Source organism: Hydrogenophaga sp. (assembly GCF_026125825.1).
In the GTDB taxonomy this organism is placed as follows: Bacteria; Pseudomonadota; Gammaproteobacteria; order Burkholderiales; family Burkholderiaceae_C; genus Hydrogenophaga.
This window is the reverse complement of the sequence record NZ_JAHCKK010000001.1, coordinates 134,877-155,476: the sequence shown is the minus strand read 5'-3', so window position 1 is coordinate 155,476 and position 20,600 is coordinate 134,877. Positions and strand designations below refer to the sequence as shown.

Below are 20,600 nucleotides of genomic sequence, written 5' to 3'. Positions count from 1 at the left end.
GAATGAATGGGGATCGCCAGGGCGCCCGGTGTTGCTGGTGTGCTCATAGGAACGAAGTCTGGTTTTTTTTGACTTCGCGAACGAGACAAGACCGAACAAATCTTTTGTAGGACGTTGATTCGATGCAGTACGAACTGACAGCGCGACCGCCGATGCAGCCGGTGGATGAAACCGTAATAGCGCGCATTCCGTCCATGACGCGCGCGCTGGCCATGTGTCAAAGCTTGAGCGGTCTGGACGACAAGTCGTTCATCGGCGAGGGCGGGGTGGTCAAGGATGCTGCGCAGTGGTCCCGGATCATGAACTCGGGTCAGCACAACTTTCCCCAAGACCAACTGAACAAGCTCATGGACAAGGCCGGAAACGAGGTGCCCATGCTATGGCTGATGCACTCGCGCGGATACGACCTGTCGTCGCTGCGCCACCGCGAAACTGAAATGGAACGCCGGTTGAGGCTGGCCGAGGAAGCACTGGCCCGATCTGAGCAGAAGCGCGCGGCCCTTGTGGAAGCACTGAGCGGGAGGCTCGCAGCATGATCGCCGTCGCCCAACAAGATCAGATCGAGGTCTGCTCCCATCCTGACGGCTGGGTTGTCATTCGACAGGAAGATGGGGTTGGCGAGCCCGAGATTGTCTACATAGCTCCTGAGAACGTAGACAGGCTGATTCGCGCTCTGCGTGCTGCCAAGCGCGAAGCCATGGACCAGGCGGGTGAAGGGGCCGCGTGAGCAACAAGATCATGAAGCGGTGTTGGCCCATCCAGGTTCCACCGACAGCCAAATCCGTTCTGATCGCGCTGGCTGACCATGCCAGTGACGACGGAAAGTGCTGGCCGTCGCTAGAGACGCTGGCCAACTGCACATCTGCGTCGCGGCGCTCAGTGGTCGATGCGGTCAAGCAGTTGGAACAGTGCTGCACCATCACCGCAGACAGATCGAACGGGCGCCACACCGTCTATAGCGTGCATCCGGAAAGGTTCGTTTCGGTGCCGGGGCTGGTGTCTGCGCGAACCGCAGCTCGCCGAAATACAAGTGCAAATGCCGCACGGGTTGAGCCTGGCGAACCAGTGCAGATGCCGCACCAGTCTGTAACCCCTACCAGTGCAGATGCCGCACCGGTACTGGTGCAGATGCCGCACGGGTCGGAAATCGAGACCAGTGCAAATGCCGCACCAACCAGTGCAGATGCCGCACTCCCACCAGTGCAAATGCCGCACCAACCAGTGCAGATGCCGCACTCTAACCATCAAGAACCATCAATTGAACCATCAATGAACCCCCAAAAGGGCGGTGGTAACTCTTTCCAACTTCGTGACGACCAGCATTCGGATGCCAAGCCAGGCAAGGAGCCGAAGAAGCCTGCAAAGCCGAAGTTCGACGCGGCCGGGATGAACCTGCCGGACTGGCTCGATCGCGAGCCGTGGTGCATGTGGTGCCGGGACCGCGAGGCTCGCAAGAAGTCGCTCACTGCGGACGCTGCGAAGTTGTCCATCCGCTCCCTCGATGCACTTCGGGCGAAGGGCTTCACCCCGCAGGAGGTGATCGAGAACGCCGTCGCCATGTCCTGGCAAGGCCTTTACGAGCCACCACGGCGCTCCGGTGCCACCACTCACGCGGCCCGGCGGCCCACGTCGCACAACGGGCTGGACACCAAAGACTACTCCGAAGGAATCGAAAATGGCTACCTCACTTGAGATCCAAGCCCAGCCCGCCGAATGCGAAAAGCACGGCGCATTTGAGTCGCGCAGGTTTGCGCGTACCGTGTGGAGCCGCTGCCCTGCTTGCCTCGATGAGGAACGCGACGCAGCGGAAGCGGCGCGAGAGGCTGCACGGGAAGCGCAGAAGCATGCTGCACGTGAAGACCGCATTCGCGGACTGCGGGCCGATTCCGGTCTTGTTGGCCGGCAGCTGCAGAGCTCATTCGACAACTTCGCCACGCCTCACAAAGGCCAGGCGGACATCCTGCAGTTCTGCCGCGACTACGTCGGCCAATTCCAGCGGGAGGGCAATGCTGTTACCTGCCCCTCGGGGGGCGTATGGCTGCTGGGACCCCCTGGATGCGGGAAATCGCATCTTGGCGCGAGCATGGTGCTGCACCTGATCGACACCCTGGCTACGCCTGCCTACATGCTCAGCGTGCGCGAGATCGTGCGCTTGCTGAGATCCACATGGAGCAAGGAAAACCCGCCACAGACGCGGGGCTATCCCACAGAGGCAGGTGGCTACGTGATGCCGCAGACGCTCACTGAGGAAATGGTGATCGAGCGCTTGGGCGGTGCCGCTCTGTTGGTGATCGACGAGATCGGCGTCGGTTTCGGAAGCGAGGCCGAACTGGTGCAGCTCTTCGATGTGCTCGATCTTCGATACCGCAACGAACTGCCCACCGTGCTGCTGTCCAACTCGCAAGCCAGCGAGATCAAGCACGTGCTGGGTGACCGGCTGTATGACCGGCTGCGGGAGGGCTCGATCGCCAAGGCCTGTACCTGGCCGAGCTATCGAGGCGAGTTCAGCCGCTTGCAAGGCCAGAAGGCCGCATAAGGAGCGCGCATGAAGGTATCGCTATTGCAGTCAACCCCGGACGAGCGCGAGATGCTGTTAGGGCGCGAGTTCCGCGACATCAGTGTCCTCTCCATGGAGTTCCCATCCGCCGGCATCGTGACCAAGGTCGTCCTTGAGGGTCGCGTGGTGAAGTTGGTCGGCGATCCAGTGAGCTGCCTCAAGACGTACCTCGGCGGCCGCCCGCACGGTACTCCGAATTGATCCACCACCCAAGGAAACGCTATGAACACCGAAACCACGACTCTTGGCTCCAAAGAAGCATGGGAGGCCGGTCGCGATCACGCGGCAGAAATGTTTGGCCTCATCCGCCACATCAACGAGAGCGGCAACGGAGCAGGATTGGCCGCAAGCGCTGAACTACGCAGTGGGGACTGCGGGTACGACTACCCGGATGGACAGATCAATGTCTGCGAGCACTTCATTCGAGAGTTGCTGAAGAGCCCGGAGCACATCGAAGGCTTTGGCGCAGTTCTCACTCACCTGCTCGCGGTGGTGGAAATGGGCGACCCATGTCCGGACATCCACCTCATTGCGCAGGTGCCGTATGAGATGTGGCGTGGTGAAGGCCCAGCAGATTCTGAGCCGAGCGAGACGACGCCCATGTCTCCACTTGGAGGGCCCGCAACCGAGGCAGCCGCAGCATGATCGAAGAAGCGAAGAGGCCCGGCCTTTCGGAACGCTACCAACGCGCCATCAACTCCAAGGATCTGAGGTTGCGCGACAGGATCGAGGGAGACGCCGATATGTTGGCCGCCGCAGGGCTGTCTGACAGTCTTGGCGTCATGCTGATGAGGCTGGTGAACGAATACGACCAGGTCGCCGCTGACGTGCGAAGGACCGGCACGGACAACCTCACGGGCATGGTGCTGATCTTGATGCATCTGAAGTCCTTGAACACCGTCAAGGAGGCACTTGGTGCGTTTGCTCTACAGCTCGCGACCAGGCAGGCATTCATGCTCACCGATAGGGCAGTGCTCGACCTCACCGGTCGCGTGCTCACTGCCTGGTTGGATCCGAACTGTCATAAGTGCGGCGGCACCGGAAAGATTGGCGGGTATGACGGCCGGATTCAAGCGACTTGCCGGAGCTGCGCGGGGTCGGGCAAGTCTCGGACGTTGCTCGGCAATGATGAGGTTCAGCGCGCGTTCTGCCAACGCCTCCTCTACGAGATGGACCGCCGCGTGATGGATACGGCCCCGCGTGAACTGGCATCAAACAGGCGCTACGTTCGCAGAATGAAGGAGTGGATGCAATCGCACACTGATCAGACGCTTGCGCAAAGCCGAGGAGCAGTTTAGAATTGCTGTTATAGGTGCAGCAAATGCACTATCGTTGACCCGCTTAGTGCCGTCAGCGAAATCCGCCCCTAGCGTCCGTGACGCTCTATCCGGTCAGACCGGTGCAGTTTTGGGGAAAGGTGCCTCTGTAGGGGCGCAGCGCAACGGCTTTTCTCGTTACACACAATCTAGGGCATGTCGCCGGATTGTCATGAATACGACCTATACTGCGGCTGCGCCCGCCGGTCCTGACGGGTGAGAAGTATCGGGACACCAAAATTCAGAGACCCGCTTCGGCGGGTTTCGTCGTTTCTGCGGCGTGTGACCACTACCGTTCTGCGTACGCAACTTCGCCAATGACGTAACAAAGGATCAGCATCGGCTCGTTGCCTGCGTCCATGTAGAGGTGGTCACCCTCTGCTTCGATGTCTGTCTCGCCATTGCTCTTAAATGCAAACTTCCCCAGGACGACCGGGGCGTTTTGTAGACGAAGTCGATCAACTAGCGAGTAGGTCACCACGGCCCTACCGCGCTGCTCAACGGTGGGCGCGAAGACATACTCAAGAAGGATCTCTAATCCCGCGTATGTTGCGAGGAAAGAATTCGTCTCTTTTGCAAGAGCGGTGACCTCAAGACCTGGAAGCCACGCATGGGGCGTTCGATCCTGCGCAATGCTGCTGCACACGGAGTGGAACTGCGAAAACAGATCAGCCAGTTTTCTTTGCCGCTCGTCGAGACCTTTCACGCGCTGATAAATGTCATTCTTTTGCATTGATGTCTTTCGTTCAATGATGAATTGCTCGGCCGCTCGCTGAACGAGCCACTAGGTCACAAAACGGTGACCGCTTCGCCGTCAAAAAGCAACTCTGCAAAGTGGGCTGGGTGTCTATGTGAGGTCAGTGATTGGAGCCTTCCCGGCGCCGTACTTGACCTTATCTATCGCGTCAAGACACGCCTGCTTGGTCGTGTAGTTCTCGCTCCAACAGATCGGCTCAGTGTTTCCGCGCGAGTTTCGATACGTAAAGTAGTACTGGCCATCTTTTGATTGTCGGACTACGAACTCGTAGTTCATTGTTGAAAGCATCACTGCTCCCAATAAACCGCCTTGTGAAGCCATGAAAAATTTCTCCGTTCTATATCGATACAACGGTCTAACCCGCGTGCTGAAGATGCAAGCGGAAAGCCATGAACAAGCACGCGAGCACATGCTAGTTTTCATGGGCAGCAAAGAGGAGCCGCGAATTCTTTGCGATGGTGATGCTACGGCCGAGTTAAAGGTCGAGCAAGCGAACTAATACCCGTCTATCAGATGCAATCATGGGACGACCGTCCGAATATAGCCAAGAGGTAGCAGACCTGATCTGTGAGCGCATCGCTCAGGGGGAGAGCCTGCGGACCATCCTGAAAGACGATGAGACGCTGCCGGCTTCCTCGACCATTTTCAAATGGCTGAGCGAGAAGGAGGCCTTCTCGGAGCAATACGCCCGCGCGCGCGAGGCTCAGGCCGATGTGCTGTTCGACGAGATCCTGAGCATCGCTGACGATGGTCGGAACGATTCCTACGTGGACGACGATGGCAACCAGCGCACCGATCATGACGTGATCGCCCGATCAAAACTGCGTGTAGATGCTCGGAAGTGGATGGCCGGCAAGCTTCGGCCGAAGAAGTACGGCGAGAAACTGGCGATTGGCGGTGCTGATGATCTGCCCCCTGTGCAGGTGGATGGCTTTCGCCTGGTGCCGCTAACCGGTGCAAGTTGACATCGCGCTACCTCCGAAGCTGATCCCGGTTTTCGAGGGTGAGGCTGATGTAAGAGGTGCAAAGGGCGGGCGTGGGTCGGCCAAGACCCGAAGCTTCGCCAAGATGATTGCCGTTTTCGGCATGCGCTATGGCTTGGCTGGTGTCACCGGGCAGTTGGTGTGCGGCCGGCAGTTCATGAACTCGCTGGAAGACTCCAGCCTTGAAGAGTGCAAGCGGGCAATTGAGGATGAGCCCGCGCTGGCCGCTTACTACGAGGTCGGCGAGAAGTACATCAAAAGCCGCGATGGCCGGATCTGGTTCACGTTCGTTGGCCTGGATCGCAACGTTGGCAGCATCAAGTCAAAAGGCCGGGTTCTGGTCTTATGGGTGGATGAGGCCGAGCCTGTCACCGATGAGGCGTGGACTGTTGTGGTCCCGACCCTTCGCGAAGAAGGAGAAGGCTGGAATGCTGAGCTGTGGATAACTTGGAACCCGAAGCGCAAGAACGCATCGGTCGAAAAGAGGTTCTGCGGATCAAGCGATCCACGAATCAAGATCGTCACGCTCAACTGGCGCGATAACCCTAAGTTCCCGGCGAAGCTTGAACGAGAGCGTCAGCGGGATCTGATCGAGCGACCCGACCAGTATGACCATGTATGGGAAGGAGCCCATGTGTCTGTGGTCGAAGGTGCTTACTTCGCTCAAGCGTTGACCCAGGCCAAGGCCGAGAACCGCATTGGTCGTGTAGCTGCTGATCCTCTGATGACCATCCGCCTGTTTGCGGACATTGGCGGGACTGGCGCGAAGGCTGACAACTTCGTGTTCTGGGCGGTGCAGTTTATTGGCCGAGAAATTCGGGTGGTCAACCACTACGAGCAGCAAGGCCAGCCAATCGCGGCTCACCTGAACTGGTTGAGGTCGCAGGGCTACACGCCAGACAAGGCGCAAATCTGGTTGCCGCATGACGGCGATCAACAAGACAAGGTGAATGACGTTTCCTACCGCTCGGCATTCGAGCAGGCGGGATACGCCGTCACGGTCGTGCCGAACCAGGGCAAGGGAGCGGCGATGTTGCGGGTTGAAGCGGCCCGCAGGTTGTTCCCGTCCATGTGGTTCAACGAGGCCACGACTCAGCCAGGGCTAGATGCCTTGGGCTGGTATCACGAAAAGAGGGATGAGGCGCGAGGAATTGGCCTCGGACCTGATCACGACTGGGCTTCGCACAGCTCCGATGCGTTCGGCTTGATGTGCGTGGCCTATGAGCTGCCATCGGCCACCGGGCCAAAACCCATCGTTTACAGGAATCGCCGAGTGGCTTGAACAACATGAAGATGACCGAACAAGATCTGCTGCAATTCCTCGATGAGGAGGCTTCCCAAGCCTTTCACTTCACCGAAGGGGAAATTGCGTCCGATCGCGTGAAGTCCATGCGCAGCTACATGCGCGAGCCCTACGGCACCGAGGAGGAAGGCCGATCGTCCGTCGTCGCTTCTGACGTGTTCGACGCTGTGGAGGGCATTCTTCCTGACCTGATCGAGGTGTTCACCGGGTCTGACAAGGCGGTGGTCTTCGAGCCAGTAGGCCCGGAGGATGAGGAAAGCGCAGAGCAGGTGACAAACGCCTGCAATTACGTGTTCTACAAGCAGAATAACGGTTTCCTGATCCTCTACAGCGCGATCAAAGACGGGCTCATGCTCAAGACGGGCGGGGTCAAGTGGTACTACGAGAAGAAGCGCACGCCGATCTTTACGCGGTATCGCGGTGTTGATGAGATGCAGCTCGCGGTCTTTCTGACGACCAACCCGAAGGCCGAGGTTCTGGAGCAGGAAGAGGTCGAGCCGACGCCTGAAGAGCAGCAGCAGATCCAGGCTATCGAGCAGCAGTATGCCGAGATGGGCATGGCCGCCCCTCCTGTGCCTGTTCGATACAACGTCAAGATCAAGACGATCGAGGAAAAAGGCAGCGTCAAGGTGGTGTCTGTGCCGCCAGATGAGATGCAAATCTCTCGCCGGCATGACTCGATCCTGCTGGACGAATGCCCGTATGTGGCTCATGTGGTCGAGAAGACGCTAAGCGACATCAACCAGATGGGCTACAAAGTCACTGTCGATGAGCTGAAAGCTGCTCAGAACGACGAGCACACGGCAGACGGCGACTACCGCGAGACCCAACGTGGTGGGAAATGGGGCTGGTGGCAGGACGACAACGAACTCGATGAATCGATGGTTCGTGGCTACCTGCGCGATGAGTACGTCCTCGTTGACTTCGACGGTGACGGCATCGCTGAACGTCGGCACATCGTCCGCTTGGGCAATCTGGTGCTGGAGAACGAGGAATGCTCGCACGTGCCGATGGCTGCGTGGACGCCTTACATCCTAACCCACCAGTTCAACGGCCTGTCTGTTGCTGATCTGGTTGAAGACTTCCAGCGCATCCACACCGAGATCTGGCGGCAGCAGCTCGACAACCTGGCGCTGGCAAACAACCAGGAAACGGTTGTTCTTGAAAACAACAATGGGCCGCTGGCCAACATTGACGACCTACTGAATCGCCGTCCTGGCGGCATCCTGCGCGAGAAGGCCGCAGGGGCCATTCGCCCGTATCAAGAGCGCTGGCAGGGCATCGAAGCCATGCCGATGCTTGAACAGCTCAATGTCGCCAAAGAGAACCGAACGGGTTACACGCGCTACTCGCAAGGGCTGGACTCCAACAGCCTGAACAAGACCGCGACCGGCATCGGCATGATCATGAATGCCAGCCAGAAGCGGCAGAAGCTCATGGCGCGCATCGTGGCCGAGGCTCTTGTGGCACCGATGTTCCGGGGCATCTTCAAGACCCTGACCGATTTCGGCATGGAGAAGATCAGCTATCGCCTGAACGGGAAATTCGTCTCCTACGATCCGCAGGAGTGGCGCGATCAATACGACATGTCGATCAACGTCGGCATTGGCACGGGGGATGCGATCCAGCAAAGCGCCTTCCTGCAGCAAGTGGCACAGGCCCAGGCTGCGGCGATCGCCAGTCCTCTGGCTGGAAAGCTGATCACGCCGAAGAACATCTACAACCTGCAGGCTCGACTGATCGAGAACGCTGGCTTCAAGAACCCGGGCGAGTTCTGGACCGACCCCGACACGGTGCAAACACCACCACCCGGCCCGCCCCCGCCTGATCCGAAGGTCATGCTTGAGAAGGAAAAGCTTCAACAGCAGCAGCAAAAGGACGTGGCTCAGTTCCAGATGGACCGCGAGAAGTCGGCTGCGCAGATGGCGCAGGAACGCGAGCAGTTCAACGCCGAGCTGGCATTCAAAGCCGAGCAAGCCGAGCGCGATCGCATCTTCAAGCTTCAGATGGAGGGCATGAAGGCCGATGTGGCTGCGGCATCCGAGCCGATGGATGAAGAGGGCGTGGAAATGGAGTCTCAGCCGTCGCAAACCGAGCTTCTGATGGCAGTGATCCAGGGCTTGCAAGCTATCCAGGAATCAATGAACGCACCCCGCAGCCTGGTCCGAGACCCGGAGACGGGTGAAACCGTGGGTGTGGAGATCAACGGGGCATTCCGCCCCATCGCGCGTGGCCAGGATGGCCGTGCAATTGGCATTCAGTAAGGAAAAAGCATGTCAGTCACATACACCAACGCCGTCAAAATCGCCCGCATGGCAGCGGTTGTCTCCCAAGCCGGCACCACCGCTGTGCTTGAAATCGGCACCACCGGCATGGCGTCGATCCTGGCTACGATCACGCTCAACAACCCCATCGCAGGTGCTGCAACGGGTGCGGGTGTGCTGACCCTCTCGGGCTTCCCGAAAAGCGACACTTCTGCGGACAACAGTGGAACCGCTGCTGCTGCGCGCATTCGCACGGCATCGGGCGGTACGGACATCATCACCGGCTTGACGGTGGGCACTTCTGGCACTGACGTGATCTTGGACAGCACCAGCATCACGGCCGGCCAGACGGTCACGATCTCTTCCGCTGTCATCACGCACGCTGCCTGATACCCGGATAGGCTGAGCGATGGCCATTCGGATCGACACAGACCTTCAAGCGGTCTACGTCTACGAGCCTGATGGCCACACTGTCCCCGCGCTGAACACGGCGCTTTCGGCCGGCGGCCGGCTGCGCATCGAGGCGACCGAGGGCCTTGACTCCCTCGTCTGCGGATTTTTCGGCGACCTGGCGGCAACGAACTACTGGGGCCTGTTCGCCAGCGCCAGCGGCACCAATGTGCAGCTGCGCGGCCGGCAGGGTGGAACGACCACCACCAGCGGCAACTACGCGCTTCCGCCTGGTGAGTACAACCTGAGTATTGAGCACGACGCTGGCACGCTGCGGGCGCGGCTGGATGGGGTTGTGATCCTGAGCCTTGCGTATGCCCCGGATGCTGGCACGCCGGGTGATCGGTCGTTCCAGATCGGCGGCTACGGGGAAGTAAGCGGGTTCATCGACTGCACCATTGCGCGCTGGCGCATGTGGTCGGGCGTTCTGACCGAGGCCGAATGGCGGCGTGAGTTCCGCTCGACGGTCCCGGCGCGCACTCGGGGCCTGCTGCACGATTGGCCAATGGAGGCGGGCAGCGGCCGATTCAATGACACGGTGGGCAGTGAGCCCGACCTGATTGACAACCCGCTTGTGCCTTGCGGGGATGGCTCTGAGATCTACCTGCGCGCCACGCCGCTGGGCACGCCGCAGTTCTTCAGCCTGGGTGAGACCGCTACGCCAGGCGCGCTTTCTGTCACGGTCCCGAGATGGGCCGACCGTGTTGTCGTTCACGTTGCCTGGTCATCGAACTCGGTTGCTACGTTCAACGTGGCGTCGATCTCGGGCAACTTCTGCGGCACGTTCGTCGCCACGGAGAATGAGGACAACCTAACCACCTCGGTGGGCGTGGCGGTGTTCCATGCCGAGGTGCAGATTACCGGCACGGGCCGCAGCCTGACGATTGCCCTGGATGCTGGTAGCTCGCTGGCTGGGGCGAATTGCTGGGTCTCGTTCATGCAGGACGTGGACCGCAGCAGCCCGGTCAGCGCCATGGATACGGGGCATGCCGGGACGGGCGGCACGGTTCCGGGCACCACATCGGTATCGGTGGTTGCCCCGGCCATGGTGGTAGCGCTCGATGCTCGGCTGAGCACCACTTCCGGCGGCTATGCCACAAACGAGTCGGGCTGGACCAGCATCGGCACGAACGAGACGACAGGAGCTATTGGCTACTGGCTGTGCAGCCGATTGCGACAGTACGCGGCAGACAGCGGGCCAGTTTCGGCCACGACGCAGGACACGTTTGCATCGGCCATTGTGTCGATAGCCTTTCAGAGTGCTGCAATGGCTACGGCGGCACCTACCGCGCCGCTGCCATTGGAGTCCAACGTTGTCGAGAGTGGCAACAACACGGCCAGCACGAGCTGGGCGGTGAGCCACCCGGCGGCAGTCGCTGGGGACATGCTGCTGTTCCATCTGGCCTGGGACGACAGCACGACGGTGAGCACCGTAACTGCGCCCAGCGGCCCGAACGGCGAGACGGCTACGGTCATTGCCGGGCCTGTGGCATCGAACAGCACGGAAATCCGCATTGAGGCCTGGCGGTACATCGCCACTGGCAGCTGGAGCGCGAGCACTCGGACCTTCACGCCGGCCGCATCGGAACAGTGGACGGCGGCGGTCCTGAAGATCCCGGCCGGTGAGTTTGACGCATCTACCCCGATCGGGGCGGCGAGCACCGCAGCCAGCGCAGGAGTCGCAGAAACCGCAGTCCTGTCCCCGGCCTATTCGCTGGGCTCGACGGATGGCGGTGGACGCCTGATCTCGTTCCTGGCGGCAGACGATGACCCATTCACCGGCTTCGCGGCGCATTGGTCAACCCACTCGAACGTCGATCGCGGCGCGGTAGCGGGGCTTCTGGCAAGCCGGGATTTTGAGACGACCAACAGCGAGTCGGCAGCTGCCGGAACGTGGAACATTGCAGGAGATTCCTGGGCTTCCCTGGCCTATGTGGTCAGGAAAGCGGCAGACGCTGGTGTTACCGGGACGCTCGCTGTCACAGAAAGCGGCTCGGACACCATTGCATCGTCTGGCACGGTGTTGGTGGAAGGCGCGCTGACTGCCACCGAAACCGGCAGTGATACAGCAGCCCTCGCTGGGACTGTTCTGGTTGAAGGCGATCTAGCCGCGACGGAATCAGGAAGCGACACCGCAGTCATCCAGGGTGGCGCGGTTGCGACGGGTGATCTCGACGCGACGGAGACCGGTAGCGATACCGCGTCACTGGCTGGCACGGTTCTTGTCGAAGGTGCGCTGAGTGTTTCGGAGGTCGGTAGTGACACCGCTGCGATCTCTGGAGCCGTCCTTGTACAAGGCACGCTTTCGGTCACTGAAGCTGGATCGGATACTGCGGCCATCTCGGGCCTTGTGCTGGTTCAGGGTGCTCTGACGGTCACTGAGTCGGGCTCAGACACGTTCGCGGCTTCTGGCTCGCTTTCAGGCGGAATCAACGGGAGTCTGAACGCTTCGGAGTCGGGAAGCGACACGTTTGCATCGACGGGTGACGTAGTTGTCACTGGGTCGCTTGCTGCCGCGGAGTCTGGATCTGACACCGCCGCGCTGTCGGGTGTTGTGGTTGTTCAGGGCTCCTTGGTCGTTACAGAGACCGGCTCTGACACATTCAATGCCGAAGGGTCGGCATCGATCCGCACCGGGACCATGGATGCCGTGGAGTCCGGCTCGGACACGGCGGAGATTCTGGGTGACGGCATTTCGCCAGCGACCGGCTCGCCACACGGTTTCGTCATCACCGACACCGCGCCGAAGCTGTGGTGGAAGCGCAAACCCAAGGCGCTGGACGAAGAAGAAGCCGAGCAGAAGGTTTCTCAGGTCGTGCGCGTGGTCGAGCGCATTGCACTGCGCCAAGTAGAAGCCCAGCAGCCAGCACCTGCAAAGGAGCTCAAGCGCGAGGTTCGCGAGGCGATCGGCCCGCTGGTGGCAGAGATGCCTGGCTTCGACTGGATGACGCTCTACCGCACGATCCTGATCGAGCTGGGGCGTCGTCAGCAGGAACAGCAAGCCGCCGAACTGGCGCAGATCGAAATAGCCCGCATCCAGGCCATGAGTCGGGATGAGGACGATGTGTTGATTCTTCTCATGAGCCTCTAAATGGACGATCTACTCGCACAACAAACCCGGGGTCAAGTCTCCGCCTCGCTGCTGGAGAACGAGCTTCTGAAAGAGGCTCTGGACGCGATCGAGAAGGAAGTTTTCGATCAGTGGATGGACTGCCCGGCTCGTGACAAAGAGGGGAAGGAAACCCTCTGGCAGCTCGCCAAGACCGCGCAGAAGTTCCGCGCGATCCTGATCGGCTATGTGGACACCGGGAAGCTGGCGACTGCCAACCTGAAACGAATTGAAGAGCCTCGCGGCATCCGCAAGCTCTTCGGAACCTGATTCATCGAAAGGTGAACTGCGCCCACTTCGGTGGGCCTTTTTTATGCCCGCTTCTCGCGGGCTTTTTCATTTTAGGAAGCGTGAATGGACACCAACCAAGAAACTGGAGTGTCAGTTGCCGATGTGGCTGATCTGCTGGATGACAACACCGAGCAGAACGTCGAGGAACTGGAGCAGGAAGCAGGAACCGAGGAAGTCGCAGAAGGCGATGAAACCGAGGGGCAGGCTGAGGGCGAAGGTGAAGACGAATCTGAAGAGGTGGAGTTTGAGGGCAAGGCGTACAAGGTCCCGAAAGAGATCAAGTTGGCCCTGCTCCGACAGTCGGATTACACGCAGAAGACGCAAGAGGTAGCGGAGCAACGCAAGGCGGTCGAACAGCTTACCCAAGTGGTCGAGCAACGCCAGCGCGTGATGTTGCAGACGTTCGACAAAGCCGTCGAACTCCGGGAAATCAAGAACCGGCTATCCCAGTATGAGCAGATCGACTGGCAGAGCCTGGCCGCGAACGACCCGACCCAAGCAACGCAGCTTCACATTGCCTACCAACAGCTCCAGCGCGAAGCGCAGAACAAGAACGGTGAGTTGCAACAGGTAAGCAACCAACTGCAGCAACTGACGGAAGCCCAGCGTCAGCAAAAGCTTGCAGATGGCACGCAATACCTGAAGACGCACATCCCGGACTTTTCTGAGAAGACCGCAGCGGAGATTGCGTCCGTCGCCACGAAGCACTACGGCATCACGCCGGCAGAGCTGAAGGCGATCTCTGAAGACAACCCTGATGCCCGATTCGTGCACGTGCTCCACGACGCGATGAAGTGGCGCGCATTGCAGGCCGCAAAGCCTCAAGCAATGCAGAAGGTGACGCAAGCGCCCAAGGTGATCAAGCCAGCGGCCACGCCACCGAAACAACGTACCAACCTGGCCGCACTGGACCGCCTGAAAAAGGACGGGCGCGTCGAGGATCTGGCCGCATTCCTTTGATTGGAATCTGAAATGACCCAACCTACCAACACCTTCGACAGCTACGATGCTGTCGGCAACCGCGAAGACTTGCAGGACAAGATCTACATGGTTTCCCCCGAGAAGACGCCCATCGTCTCCTCGATCCGCCGCTTCTCGGCCACCCAGCGCATCCATGAATGGCAACGTGACGCCCTCGCCACGCCCAACAAGGACAACGCCGTGATCGAAGGCGACGATCGCACCGGCTCCGCGCTGACGGCAACCGACCGCGTGGCGAACACCGTGCAACTGTTCGACAAGACGGTGACGGTGTCCACCACGCAGGAAAAGACCAAGTCCGCAGGTCGCTCCTCGGAAATGAAGTACCAGGTCAGCAAGGCCATGGTTGAGCTGAAGCGCGACGTGGAAGCCATGGTGGTTTCCGACAACGTGGCAGTTCAGGGCAACTCGACCACCGCACGCAAGTCGGCAGGTCTCGGCGCGCTGATCTACAGCAACATCTCGCACGGTGGTTCTGGCGCAACCCCGGCCCACACCTCGGGCCTGGCAACCACGGCTCAGACCGCTGGCACGAACCGGACCTTCACCGAGACGCTTCTGAAGACCGTGCTGCAAAGCGTGTTCACCAACTCGGGTGAGTTCGCTACGCTGATCAGCCTGACCCCTTCGCACAAGGTCACGTTCTCCGGCTTCGCCGGCATCGCCGTGAACCGCTACAACGTGCAAAAGGGCAAGCAAGGCGTGATTGTCGGCGGCGCGGATGTGTACATGTCGGACTTCGGTGAACTCACCGTCGTGCCGAACTACATCCAGGGCACGGCCAACCAGAACGCGGCCTTCGTGCTCAACCCTGAGTACATGGGCATCGCCTACCTGGGCGGGTACAAGTCCGAGCCTCTGGCGAAGACGGGTCACACCACCAAGGAACTGGTGTCGGTCGAGGGCACGCTCGTTGTGACCTCGGAGAAGGCGCAAGGCGCTGTGAAGAACTTGACCGCCTAATCAGCAGTCAGCACAAAGGAGCCTCCGGGGGAAACCTCGGGGGCTTTTTCATGCCCGCATACCAAGACCACGACGCGCAAACCGGCATCACGACCAAGGTTCACTACTTGGAGGATGCAAATCGGGTTGTCATTCAGAAGACCTACGACGCGCAGCCATTGGTGGATGCGTGCGCCGAGGTCCGCGCTGCGACTGAAGGCGAGCGGTGGGGCGAGATGCGCCACGTCGGAACCATTCCGATGGCCGAACTGGCAACGATGTTGCGCCAGGACGGAACGATCGACAAGAAGCGCTGCATTGAGTTCTTGAAGAAGAACCCGGCCTTCGTCACTTTCAACAAGGTCCTGCGATGAACTACACCGAGCTGGTCGCCGCAATCGTCGGGCTCATTCATCGGACTGACCTGGACGGGTCTATCCCGACATTCATTCTCTTGGCCGAGACCAAGATGAACCGCTTTCTGCGCGTGCGGCAGATGGAAACCGTGCTCGCCGCAACACCCATCGTGGACAACGTGGTCACGCTGTCCGCAGACATCGCCGACGTGAAGGCCCTTTGGGTGCCAGGATATGAGGGGACGCCACTCAAGCGCCAGTCTCTCGACAGCGTGCTCGCCAGCGGATTGACTGGCACGCCTACGCAATACGCGCGCCGTGGTGAGCAAGACCTGTTCATCAATGGCGGCGGCGATGTTCAAGGTGTTCTGTACACCAAGATCCCCGGGTTGACCGATACCGCGCCTACCAATTGGCTCGCCTCTGAAGCGCCTGATGTGTACCTCTATGGTGCATTGATTCAGTGCGCGATCTATACCAGGTCCGACAAGACAGCCTACGAAGAGGCGTACCAGAACGCAATCGCCGAGCTTGGGGCCAATGACAACCGCTACACCGGCCCGCTGGTGGCCCGCGCTCGATGATCCCCATCATTGGGTTTGCACCGGACGCTGAGCAGACGACGCCCGGTCTGTTGTCGGATTGCACGAACCTGATCCCTGCATTGGTGGGGATGAAGGGTGGGCCTAGTGAGGTAGCTCCTGCCGGTGTTCCTGCACTTGCTGCGGCATCTCAGGGTGCTGCGGTCGTCTCTCGGCTGGACAACACCCGTCGAATTCTCTCAGGCACTCAGACGGCCATCTATGAGCTTCTGGCCGGGGCTTGGGTCAATCAATCCATGGGCGGGGGTTACACGGGCGGCGCTGAATCTCGGTGGTCGATCACTCAGTTCGGTGATGCCACGCTGATGGCCAACCGCACCGACACGATCCAACGATCTACGTCGGGCGCTTTCGCTGACATTTCCGGCGCGCCGAAGGCTGAGGTCGTCTTCTCGGTCGGTGCTTTTGTGATGGCACTCAACGTCAACGACGGCGCGGAAAAGCCCGATGGTTGGCACTGCTGTGCAGCTTTCGATGACACCGATTGGACGGAAAGTGTCACCACGCAATCGGCTTCTGGCCGGCTCGTTTCAACGCCTGGGCCTCTGACTGCAGGTGGGCGGCTCGGTGAGTATGCGGTGGCCTACAAAAGCCGCTCGATTTATCTCGGGCAGTACGTCGGCGCTCCCGTGGTGTGGGACTGGACGCAAGCGCCTGGCGGTGATGCTGGATGCGTCGGGAAAAGCGCATGGTGCGACCTTGGAGGTGTTCACTTCTTCGTGGGCGAGGATAACTTCTGGCTGTACGACGGCTCCCGTCCTACGCCGATCGCTGATGGAACCTTGCGCAAGTGGTTTCTTGCGAACTCGAACCCATCGGCGAAGTACAAGATCATCTGCACGTTCGATCGCTCGACAAACCTTGTCTGGATCTTCTACCCGTCTCCTGATTCGTCGGAGCTTGATAGCGCGCTGGTCTACGACGTGCTTTCCAAGCGTTGGGGCAGAGCAGACCGCGAGATCGAATCGGCCATTGAATACGTCTCCCCGGGCGCGACCTACGACACGCTCGATGACTACAGCGCGACCATGGATGGCCTGCCGGACATTGGCTTTGATTCGCAGTTCTGGCTGTCTGGCGGTCGATCACTGTCGGTCTTCGACACCTCGCATCAATTGAAAAGCTTGACCGGCGACTCCGTGTCGAGCGGGTTTGTGACTGGTGAGGTTGGAGACGACGACGCGGTTCTGTTACTCCAAGGCATCCGGCTTCGCTTTGCCAAAGCGCCCACCTCGGCAACTATCCAGACGCAATCCAGCATGAACAGCGGCACTCCGTACATGGATGGGCCTAGCGGGGCAATGAACGACGGGAAGTTTGATGTCTTGTTGTCGGCTCGGTGGCACAGGGCGGCGGCTGACTTCGTGGGCCCGGTGACGGTCACGCACATGAAGGCCACGTACACGAAAGAGGGGATGCGTTGAAGCTCAACATTACCCCTTTGATCAAGGCTGAACAGCCGGTGCTGCGTGAGTTCAAGACACATGCGCAACAGGTCAATGCTCTGAGTGAAGGCCGGCTTGTTGCTTCGTACAACGCTCAACCCACAGTGCCTACAACGGGGGTTTACGCTGTTGGTGACGTTGTGCGGAACAGCGCGCCAGCCGAGCTTGGCTCGACCCCAAACAAGTACGTCGTCTATGGGTGGATGTGTCTCGATGACAGCCCGCTCACGTTCGTGCAAATGCGTTTTCTGACAGGCAACTGATGAAGCTAGAACCAATCGGAACCTTCTTCATTGATAAGGCTTGGAAAGAAGGCGCGGACTGCCTGGAGGCCGCTTGCGAAGAATCTGGTGGCGATATCACTGGCTCTCAGCTCAAGATGATTCTCAGCCGTGGCGAGCGCACCTTGATCCGTATGGACAACGACGGGAAGACGGTCGGCTGGGGCGCGATCAAAGTGGATCAGCTCCCCAACCTGCGTGCCCTGCACATCACAAATCTGGTCGCACCTCATGGGCACTTTGAGCAGTTCTTTGAGGAAATCAAAGCCATGGCGGCATCGCTCGGTTGCTCGGAGGTGCGCTGCTCGGCCAAGCCGGCTCAGGCGCGTCTCTATCGCATGAAATGCGGGTTCAAGCCCGTCTACGAAACATTGAAAGTGGAGGTCTGATATGGGCGGTGGCGGTGGTGGTGATTCGACCACGGTACAGAACATTCCCGAGGAGTTGAAGCCTCTTGCATCGGCGTATGCGAGCAAGGCGATCAACATGTCAAACCAGGGCTTCACGCCCTACACGGGCGAGAGGTTCGCAGAGCTGAACCCGACCCAAATGCAGGGCATTGATGCGATCACGCAACGTGCCACGCAGGGCTCGCAGACGATCAACAACGCCGAGGCCGCGCTGAATCAGAACATCCAGGGTGGGCAGACCAACCCCTACCTCGATCAGATGGTGGGCAAGGCCCAGGACTCGGTGCGCAGCCAGTTCAACACCGGGGCGGTCAACTCTGGATCGTTCGGCAACTCTGGACTGCAGGAGCAGTTTCAGAAGGGTCTTGGCGATGTGGCGACTTCGATGTACGGCCAAGCCTACGACCAAGACAAGCAGCGTCAGATGCAATCGATCGGCATGGCGCAGCAGTTCGGCAACCAGGCGTATCAAGACGCGGGGCAGTTGCTCAACGCCGGCCAGATCCAGCAAGACCAAGCCCAGCAACAGAAGGACTTCGGCTATCAGCAGTTCCAGGAGCAACAGAACCTTCCGTATAAGCAGTTGGCTGCAATGAGCGGAGCATTCTCGGGTGCGCCTGGTCAAAGCACGACGACCTCTAGCACTGGAGGCGGCAAATGAACAAGTGGTGGCAAATGGCGGCTCTGGCCGCTGCTGCTGCGGCTACGGTCGCATCTGGCGGCGCAGCAGCTCCGGCACTTGCTGGCGCGGCTGGAGCTGGGGCCGGGGCTGGTGCAGCGGGGGCTGCTGGTGCTGCTGGCGCTGGTGGCCTCTTGGGAGGCGCTGCAGCCGGGGCCGGTGCTGGCGCGGGGCTTACCGCTGCGACGGGGGCAGGCACGGGTCTCGCCGCTGGTGGTACTGGTTTGGGCCTTACTGCCGGAACAGGCGCAGGAACGGGCCTGGCTGCTACGTCTTCTGGCCTTGGGTTGACTGCCGCCCCGACAACCGCCATGGGCGCGCAGTCTGGCGGCGGGTTGCTGGCTGGCCTGAGCGAATACAAGCCGGTGATGCAGGCAGCGAGCAGCGGTATCCAGACCGCCAATTCGCTCATGCCTCAAGAGCAAGGCGCGGCACCTCCGCCCGTGGCTCCGCCAACCGCAGGATTGAGCCTGCAGGACCTTGCAAACCAGAATCAGCAGGCGTACATGGCACCGCTCCAGGCTTCGGCAAATGAGCGTGCGGCACGCCGTCAACAACGTCGAGGACTACTGGCATGAACAGTCTTCTTGAATTCGCCAAGACCCCCGAGGGGCAGGGCTTGCTGTCTGCCGCGTTTGGCGGGCTTGCTGGTGCACGTCGCGGCCAGCCGCTGAACTCGATCGGTCGTGGTGGTCTTGCTGGCTTGGCGGGGTATGCGAATGCGCAGGATCGCGAGATGCAGGCGGCGGAGAACGCCAAGCAGAACGAGATCCGAACCCTGCAGGTTGACACCTACAAACAAAGCCTCTCGGCTGCGCAGCGCAAAGCTGCGGAAGAAGCGCGTCAACGTGAGCTAGTTGCATCTCAGTTCGCTCCGGTGGCAGGGACGAGCGCGAATGCCGCAACTGGCGTCACCGGCCCGCGGCCCGAAGCCGCTACCGCCATCGGACAAACCCCCAAGCCCAACTATCAGTTGCTCTTGGCAAACGGCGTATCGCCCGAGCTGGTCAAGGCATTGGCCGAAGCGCAGAACCTCGGCAGGGCCAAGGTAGCTCGCACCGTCAAAGGCATGGGGCCTGATGGTCGAGAGATGGAGTTTCAGGTTGATGACTACGGAGAGCGCATTGGCGAGGGCTTGGCGCAGTACCGTGCGCCGATCCAGGCCGACACTGGGGGCGCGGTGCAGTTCCTTGACCCGTACACCCAAAAGCCTGTGTCCACGTTGCCCAAGTCTATGAGCCCTGATGCGAAAGCCTCCAATGCACTCGGCTGGGCAAACAACGCGGTTTCGCGGGAGCGGCTGAATCTGGACCGGAATGGCTACACCTTCAATGACAGCCTTGGCGGCTATGTACCCAAGGCCCCGGGAGGCGCGTTTGTCCCCCTCAATGGTGCGCCTGGTGGCGGAACCACGAAGTTGACTGAAGGCGAGGCCAAGGGCACCCTGTATCTGGGCCAGATGCGATCCGCCACGAACGAGCTGAACAAGCTGACCTCGGAGGGCAAAGACGCATGGCCGTCTTCGGTGGCGATGGCGAAAAAGGACTGGGCCAACTGGGCAGCACCGGCCAACGCTCAGCAGGTTTCCCAGCTTCAAGATCAATGGTCGGAGGCTTTCCTGCGTGCCAAGACCGGAGCTGCAGCGACCCCTGGCGAAGTGACGCTCAACAACCGGACGTTCTTCCCGCAAGTCGGCGATGGTCCCGATGTGATCGCGCAGAAGGCTCGCATGCGTGCTCAAGCCGAGCAGGACATGGGAGCGCCTGCCGGACGCGGCGTGTCGCGCATCCCCGAGGCAGTCCCCGTCAAAAAGAAGGGCTCGGATTTGAAAGGCGTTACGCCTGAAATCGCCGCGATCCTTAACAAGTATTGAA

At 60.2% G+C, this 20,600-nt stretch carries 25 protein-coding genes; 23 read left to right on the top strand and 2 right to left on the bottom strand.

What is annotated here, in order from left to right; genetic code table 11:
• Window positions 1-122 precede the first annotated feature (122 nt).
• The 7 genes from KIT86_RS00755 to KIT86_RS00725 are packed head-to-tail and all read left to right on the top strand — an operon-like array spanning window position 123 to window position 3,855.
• On the top strand, window positions 123-536 hold the full coding sequence (locus KIT86_RS00755; protein WP_297394040.1) for a hypothetical protein: 414 nt from the start codon (window positions 123-125) through the stop codon (window positions 534-536).
• Window positions 533-727 carry a hypothetical protein gene (locus KIT86_RS00750; RefSeq protein ID WP_297394038.1) on the top strand — a complete coding sequence of 65 codons (195 nt, stop codon included), beginning with the start codon at window positions 533-535 and terminating at the stop codon, window positions 725-727. The genes KIT86_RS00755 and KIT86_RS00750 overlap by 4 nt, the downstream gene beginning before the upstream one ends.
• Window positions 724-1,692: a helix-turn-helix domain-containing protein gene (locus KIT86_RS00745; RefSeq protein WP_297394037.1), complete on the top strand. Its 969-nt coding sequence runs from the start codon at window positions 724-726 to the stop codon at window positions 1,690-1,692. Before KIT86_RS00750 ends, KIT86_RS00745 begins: the two co-directional genes overlap by 4 nt.
• Entirely contained in the window at window positions 1,676-2,536 is an 861-nt protein-coding gene (locus KIT86_RS00740; RefSeq protein WP_297394035.1) for a hypothetical protein, read from the top strand. The genes KIT86_RS00745 and KIT86_RS00740 overlap by 17 nt, the downstream gene beginning before the upstream one ends.
• A 9-nt stretch (window positions 2,537-2,545) precedes the next feature.
• The gene (locus KIT86_RS00735) at window positions 2,546-2,758 is read left to right on the top strand and encodes a hypothetical protein (protein WP_297394033.1); all 213 of its coding nucleotides are present in this window, start codon (window positions 2,546-2,548) and stop codon (window positions 2,756-2,758) included.
• A 21-nt stretch (window positions 2,759-2,779) separates the two neighbouring features.
• Window positions 2,780-3,202 carry a hypothetical protein gene (locus tag KIT86_RS00730; RefSeq protein ID WP_297394031.1) on the top strand — a complete coding sequence of 141 codons (423 nt, stop codon included), beginning with the start codon at window positions 2,780-2,782 and terminating at the stop codon, window positions 3,200-3,202.
• Window positions 3,199-3,855: a hypothetical protein gene (locus KIT86_RS00725; RefSeq protein WP_297394030.1), complete on the top strand. Its 657-nt coding sequence runs from the start codon at window positions 3,199-3,201 to the stop codon at window positions 3,853-3,855. Before KIT86_RS00730 ends, KIT86_RS00725 begins: the two co-directional genes overlap by 4 nt.
• Window positions 3,856-4,162: 307 nt before the next feature.
• Here the strand turns inward: KIT86_RS00725 and KIT86_RS00720 are convergent, their stop codons facing one another.
• On the bottom strand, window positions 4,163-4,606 hold the full coding sequence (locus KIT86_RS00720) for a hypothetical protein (protein WP_297394028.1): 444 nt from the start codon (window positions 4,604-4,606) through the stop codon (window positions 4,163-4,165).
• A 114-nt stretch (window positions 4,607-4,720) separates the two neighbouring features.
• Window positions 4,721-4,906, bottom strand: a complete 186-nt coding sequence (locus KIT86_RS25195) for a YegP family protein (RefSeq protein ID WP_367185402.1) — start codon at window positions 4,904-4,906, stop codon at window positions 4,721-4,723.
• Window positions 4,907-5,151: 245 nt separating this feature from the next.
• Between KIT86_RS25195 and KIT86_RS00715 the strand changes: the two genes are divergently transcribed.
• From KIT86_RS00715 to KIT86_RS00640, 16 genes are all read left to right on the top strand, one after another.
• Window positions 5,152-5,595, top strand: coding sequence for a terminase small subunit protein (locus tag KIT86_RS00715; protein ID WP_297394027.1), 444 nt, complete (start codon window positions 5,152-5,154; stop codon window positions 5,593-5,595).
• Window positions 5,585-6,895 carry a phage terminase large subunit gene (locus KIT86_RS00710; RefSeq protein ID WP_297394025.1) on the top strand — a complete coding sequence of 437 codons (1,311 nt, stop codon included), beginning with the start codon at window positions 5,585-5,587 and terminating at the stop codon, window positions 6,893-6,895. Before KIT86_RS00715 ends, KIT86_RS00710 begins: the two co-directional genes overlap by 11 nt.
• Window positions 6,896-6,906: 11 nt before the next feature.
• A complete protein-coding gene (locus KIT86_RS00705; RefSeq protein WP_297394023.1) occupies window positions 6,907-9,180 on the top strand; it encodes a hypothetical protein in 2,274 nt (757 codons plus the stop codon).
• 9 nt (window positions 9,181-9,189) lie between these two features.
• Window positions 9,190-9,570 (top strand): hypothetical protein, encoded by a 381-nt coding sequence (locus tag KIT86_RS00700; protein ID WP_297394022.1) that lies wholly within the window; start codon window positions 9,190-9,192, stop codon window positions 9,568-9,570.
• A gap of 19 nt (window positions 9,571-9,589) precedes the next feature.
• Entirely contained in the window at window positions 9,590-12,721 is a 3,132-nt protein-coding gene (locus tag KIT86_RS00695) for a hypothetical protein (RefSeq protein ID WP_297394020.1), read from the top strand.
• Window positions 12,722-13,009 carry a hypothetical protein gene (locus KIT86_RS00690; RefSeq protein ID WP_297394018.1) on the top strand — a complete coding sequence of 96 codons (288 nt, stop codon included), beginning with the start codon at window positions 12,722-12,724 and terminating at the stop codon, window positions 13,007-13,009.
• 84 nt (window positions 13,010-13,093) lie between these two features.
• Window positions 13,094-13,990: a hypothetical protein gene (locus KIT86_RS00685; protein ID WP_297394017.1), complete on the top strand. Its 897-nt coding sequence runs from the start codon at window positions 13,094-13,096 to the stop codon at window positions 13,988-13,990.
• Window positions 13,991-14,002: 12 nt separating this feature from the next.
• The gene (locus KIT86_RS00680; RefSeq protein WP_297394015.1) at window positions 14,003-14,974 is read left to right on the top strand and encodes a DUF5309 family protein; all 972 of its coding nucleotides are present in this window, start codon (window positions 14,003-14,005) and stop codon (window positions 14,972-14,974) included.
• Between the two features lie 50 nt (window positions 14,975-15,024).
• Window positions 15,025-15,327, top strand: a complete 303-nt coding sequence (locus tag KIT86_RS00675) for a hypothetical protein (protein WP_297394014.1) — start codon at window positions 15,025-15,027, stop codon at window positions 15,325-15,327.
• Entirely contained in the window at window positions 15,324-15,893 is a 570-nt protein-coding gene (locus KIT86_RS00670; RefSeq protein ID WP_297394012.1) for a hypothetical protein, read from the top strand. The genes KIT86_RS00675 and KIT86_RS00670 overlap by 4 nt, the downstream gene beginning before the upstream one ends.
• Window positions 15,890-17,335 (top strand): hypothetical protein, encoded by a 1,446-nt coding sequence (locus KIT86_RS00665; RefSeq protein WP_297394010.1) that lies wholly within the window; start codon window positions 15,890-15,892, stop codon window positions 17,333-17,335. The genes KIT86_RS00670 and KIT86_RS00665 overlap by 4 nt, the downstream gene beginning before the upstream one ends.
• The gene (locus KIT86_RS00660; protein ID WP_297394008.1) at window positions 17,332-17,619 is read left to right on the top strand and encodes a hypothetical protein; all 288 of its coding nucleotides are present in this window, start codon (window positions 17,332-17,334) and stop codon (window positions 17,617-17,619) included. Before KIT86_RS00665 ends, KIT86_RS00660 begins: the two co-directional genes overlap by 4 nt.
• A complete protein-coding gene (locus KIT86_RS00655) occupies window positions 17,619-18,026 on the top strand; it encodes a hypothetical protein (protein WP_297394006.1) in 408 nt (135 codons plus the stop codon). The genes KIT86_RS00660 and KIT86_RS00655 overlap by 1 nt, the downstream gene beginning before the upstream one ends.
• 1 nt (window position 18,027) lies before the next feature.
• Window positions 18,028-18,708, top strand: coding sequence for a hypothetical protein (locus KIT86_RS00650; RefSeq protein ID WP_297394005.1), 681 nt, complete (start codon window positions 18,028-18,030; stop codon window positions 18,706-18,708).
• A gap of 78 nt (window positions 18,709-18,786) precedes the next feature.
• Window positions 18,787-19,017, top strand: a complete 231-nt coding sequence (locus KIT86_RS00645) for a hypothetical protein (protein WP_297394003.1) — start codon at window positions 18,787-18,789, stop codon at window positions 19,015-19,017.
• Between the two features lie 283 nt (window positions 19,018-19,300).
• Entirely contained in the window at window positions 19,301-20,599 is a 1,299-nt protein-coding gene (locus tag KIT86_RS00640) for a hypothetical protein (RefSeq protein ID WP_297394001.1), read from the top strand.
• Window position 20,600 lies beyond the last annotated feature (1 nt).

Coding starts and splice junctions, on each gene's coding strand:
- KIT86_RS00755 (WP_297394040.1), top strand. CDS start 123: ATGCAGTACGAACTGACAGCGCGACCGCCGATGCAGCCGGTGGATGAA.
- KIT86_RS00750 (WP_297394038.1), top strand. CDS start 533: ATGATCGCCGTCGCCCAACAAGATCAGATCGAGGTCTGCTCCCATCCT.
- KIT86_RS00740 (WP_297394035.1), top strand. CDS start 1,676: ATGGCTACCTCACTTGAGATCCAAGCCCAGCCCGCCGAATGCGAAAAG.
- KIT86_RS00735 (WP_297394033.1), top strand. CDS start 2,546: ATGAAGGTATCGCTATTGCAGTCAACCCCGGACGAGCGCGAGATGCTG.
- KIT86_RS00730 (WP_297394031.1), top strand. CDS start 2,780: ATGAACACCGAAACCACGACTCTTGGCTCCAAAGAAGCATGGGAGGCC.
- KIT86_RS00725 (WP_297394030.1), top strand. CDS start 3,199: ATGATCGAAGAAGCGAAGAGGCCCGGCCTTTCGGAACGCTACCAACGC.
- KIT86_RS00720 (WP_297394028.1), bottom strand. CDS start 4,606: ATGCAAAAGAATGACATTTATCAGCGCGTGAAAGGTCTCGACGAGCGG.
- KIT86_RS25195 (WP_367185402.1), bottom strand. CDS start 4,906: ATGAACTACGAGTTCGTAGTCCGACAATCAAAAGATGGCCAGTACTAC.
- KIT86_RS00715 (WP_297394027.1), top strand. CDS start 5,152: ATGGGACGACCGTCCGAATATAGCCAAGAGGTAGCAGACCTGATCTGT.
- KIT86_RS00705 (WP_297394023.1), top strand. CDS start 6,907: ATGACCGAACAAGATCTGCTGCAATTCCTCGATGAGGAGGCTTCCCAA.
- KIT86_RS00700 (WP_297394022.1), top strand. CDS start 9,190: ATGTCAGTCACATACACCAACGCCGTCAAAATCGCCCGCATGGCAGCG.
- KIT86_RS00695 (WP_297394020.1), top strand. CDS start 9,590: ATGGCCATTCGGATCGACACAGACCTTCAAGCGGTCTACGTCTACGAG.
- KIT86_RS00690 (WP_297394018.1), top strand. CDS start 12,722: ATGGACGATCTACTCGCACAACAAACCCGGGGTCAAGTCTCCGCCTCG.
- KIT86_RS00685 (WP_297394017.1), top strand. CDS start 13,094: ATGGACACCAACCAAGAAACTGGAGTGTCAGTTGCCGATGTGGCTGAT.
- KIT86_RS00680 (WP_297394015.1), top strand. CDS start 14,003: ATGACCCAACCTACCAACACCTTCGACAGCTACGATGCTGTCGGCAAC.
- KIT86_RS00675 (WP_297394014.1), top strand. CDS start 15,025: ATGCCCGCATACCAAGACCACGACGCGCAAACCGGCATCACGACCAAG.
- KIT86_RS00670 (WP_297394012.1), top strand. CDS start 15,324: ATGAACTACACCGAGCTGGTCGCCGCAATCGTCGGGCTCATTCATCGG.
- KIT86_RS00665 (WP_297394010.1), top strand. CDS start 15,890: ATGATCCCCATCATTGGGTTTGCACCGGACGCTGAGCAGACGACGCCC.
- KIT86_RS00655 (WP_297394006.1), top strand. CDS start 17,619: ATGAAGCTAGAACCAATCGGAACCTTCTTCATTGATAAGGCTTGGAAA.
- KIT86_RS00650 (WP_297394005.1), top strand. CDS start 18,028: ATGGGCGGTGGCGGTGGTGGTGATTCGACCACGGTACAGAACATTCCC.
- KIT86_RS00640 (WP_297394001.1), top strand. CDS start 19,301: ATGAACAGTCTTCTTGAATTCGCCAAGACCCCCGAGGGGCAGGGCTTG.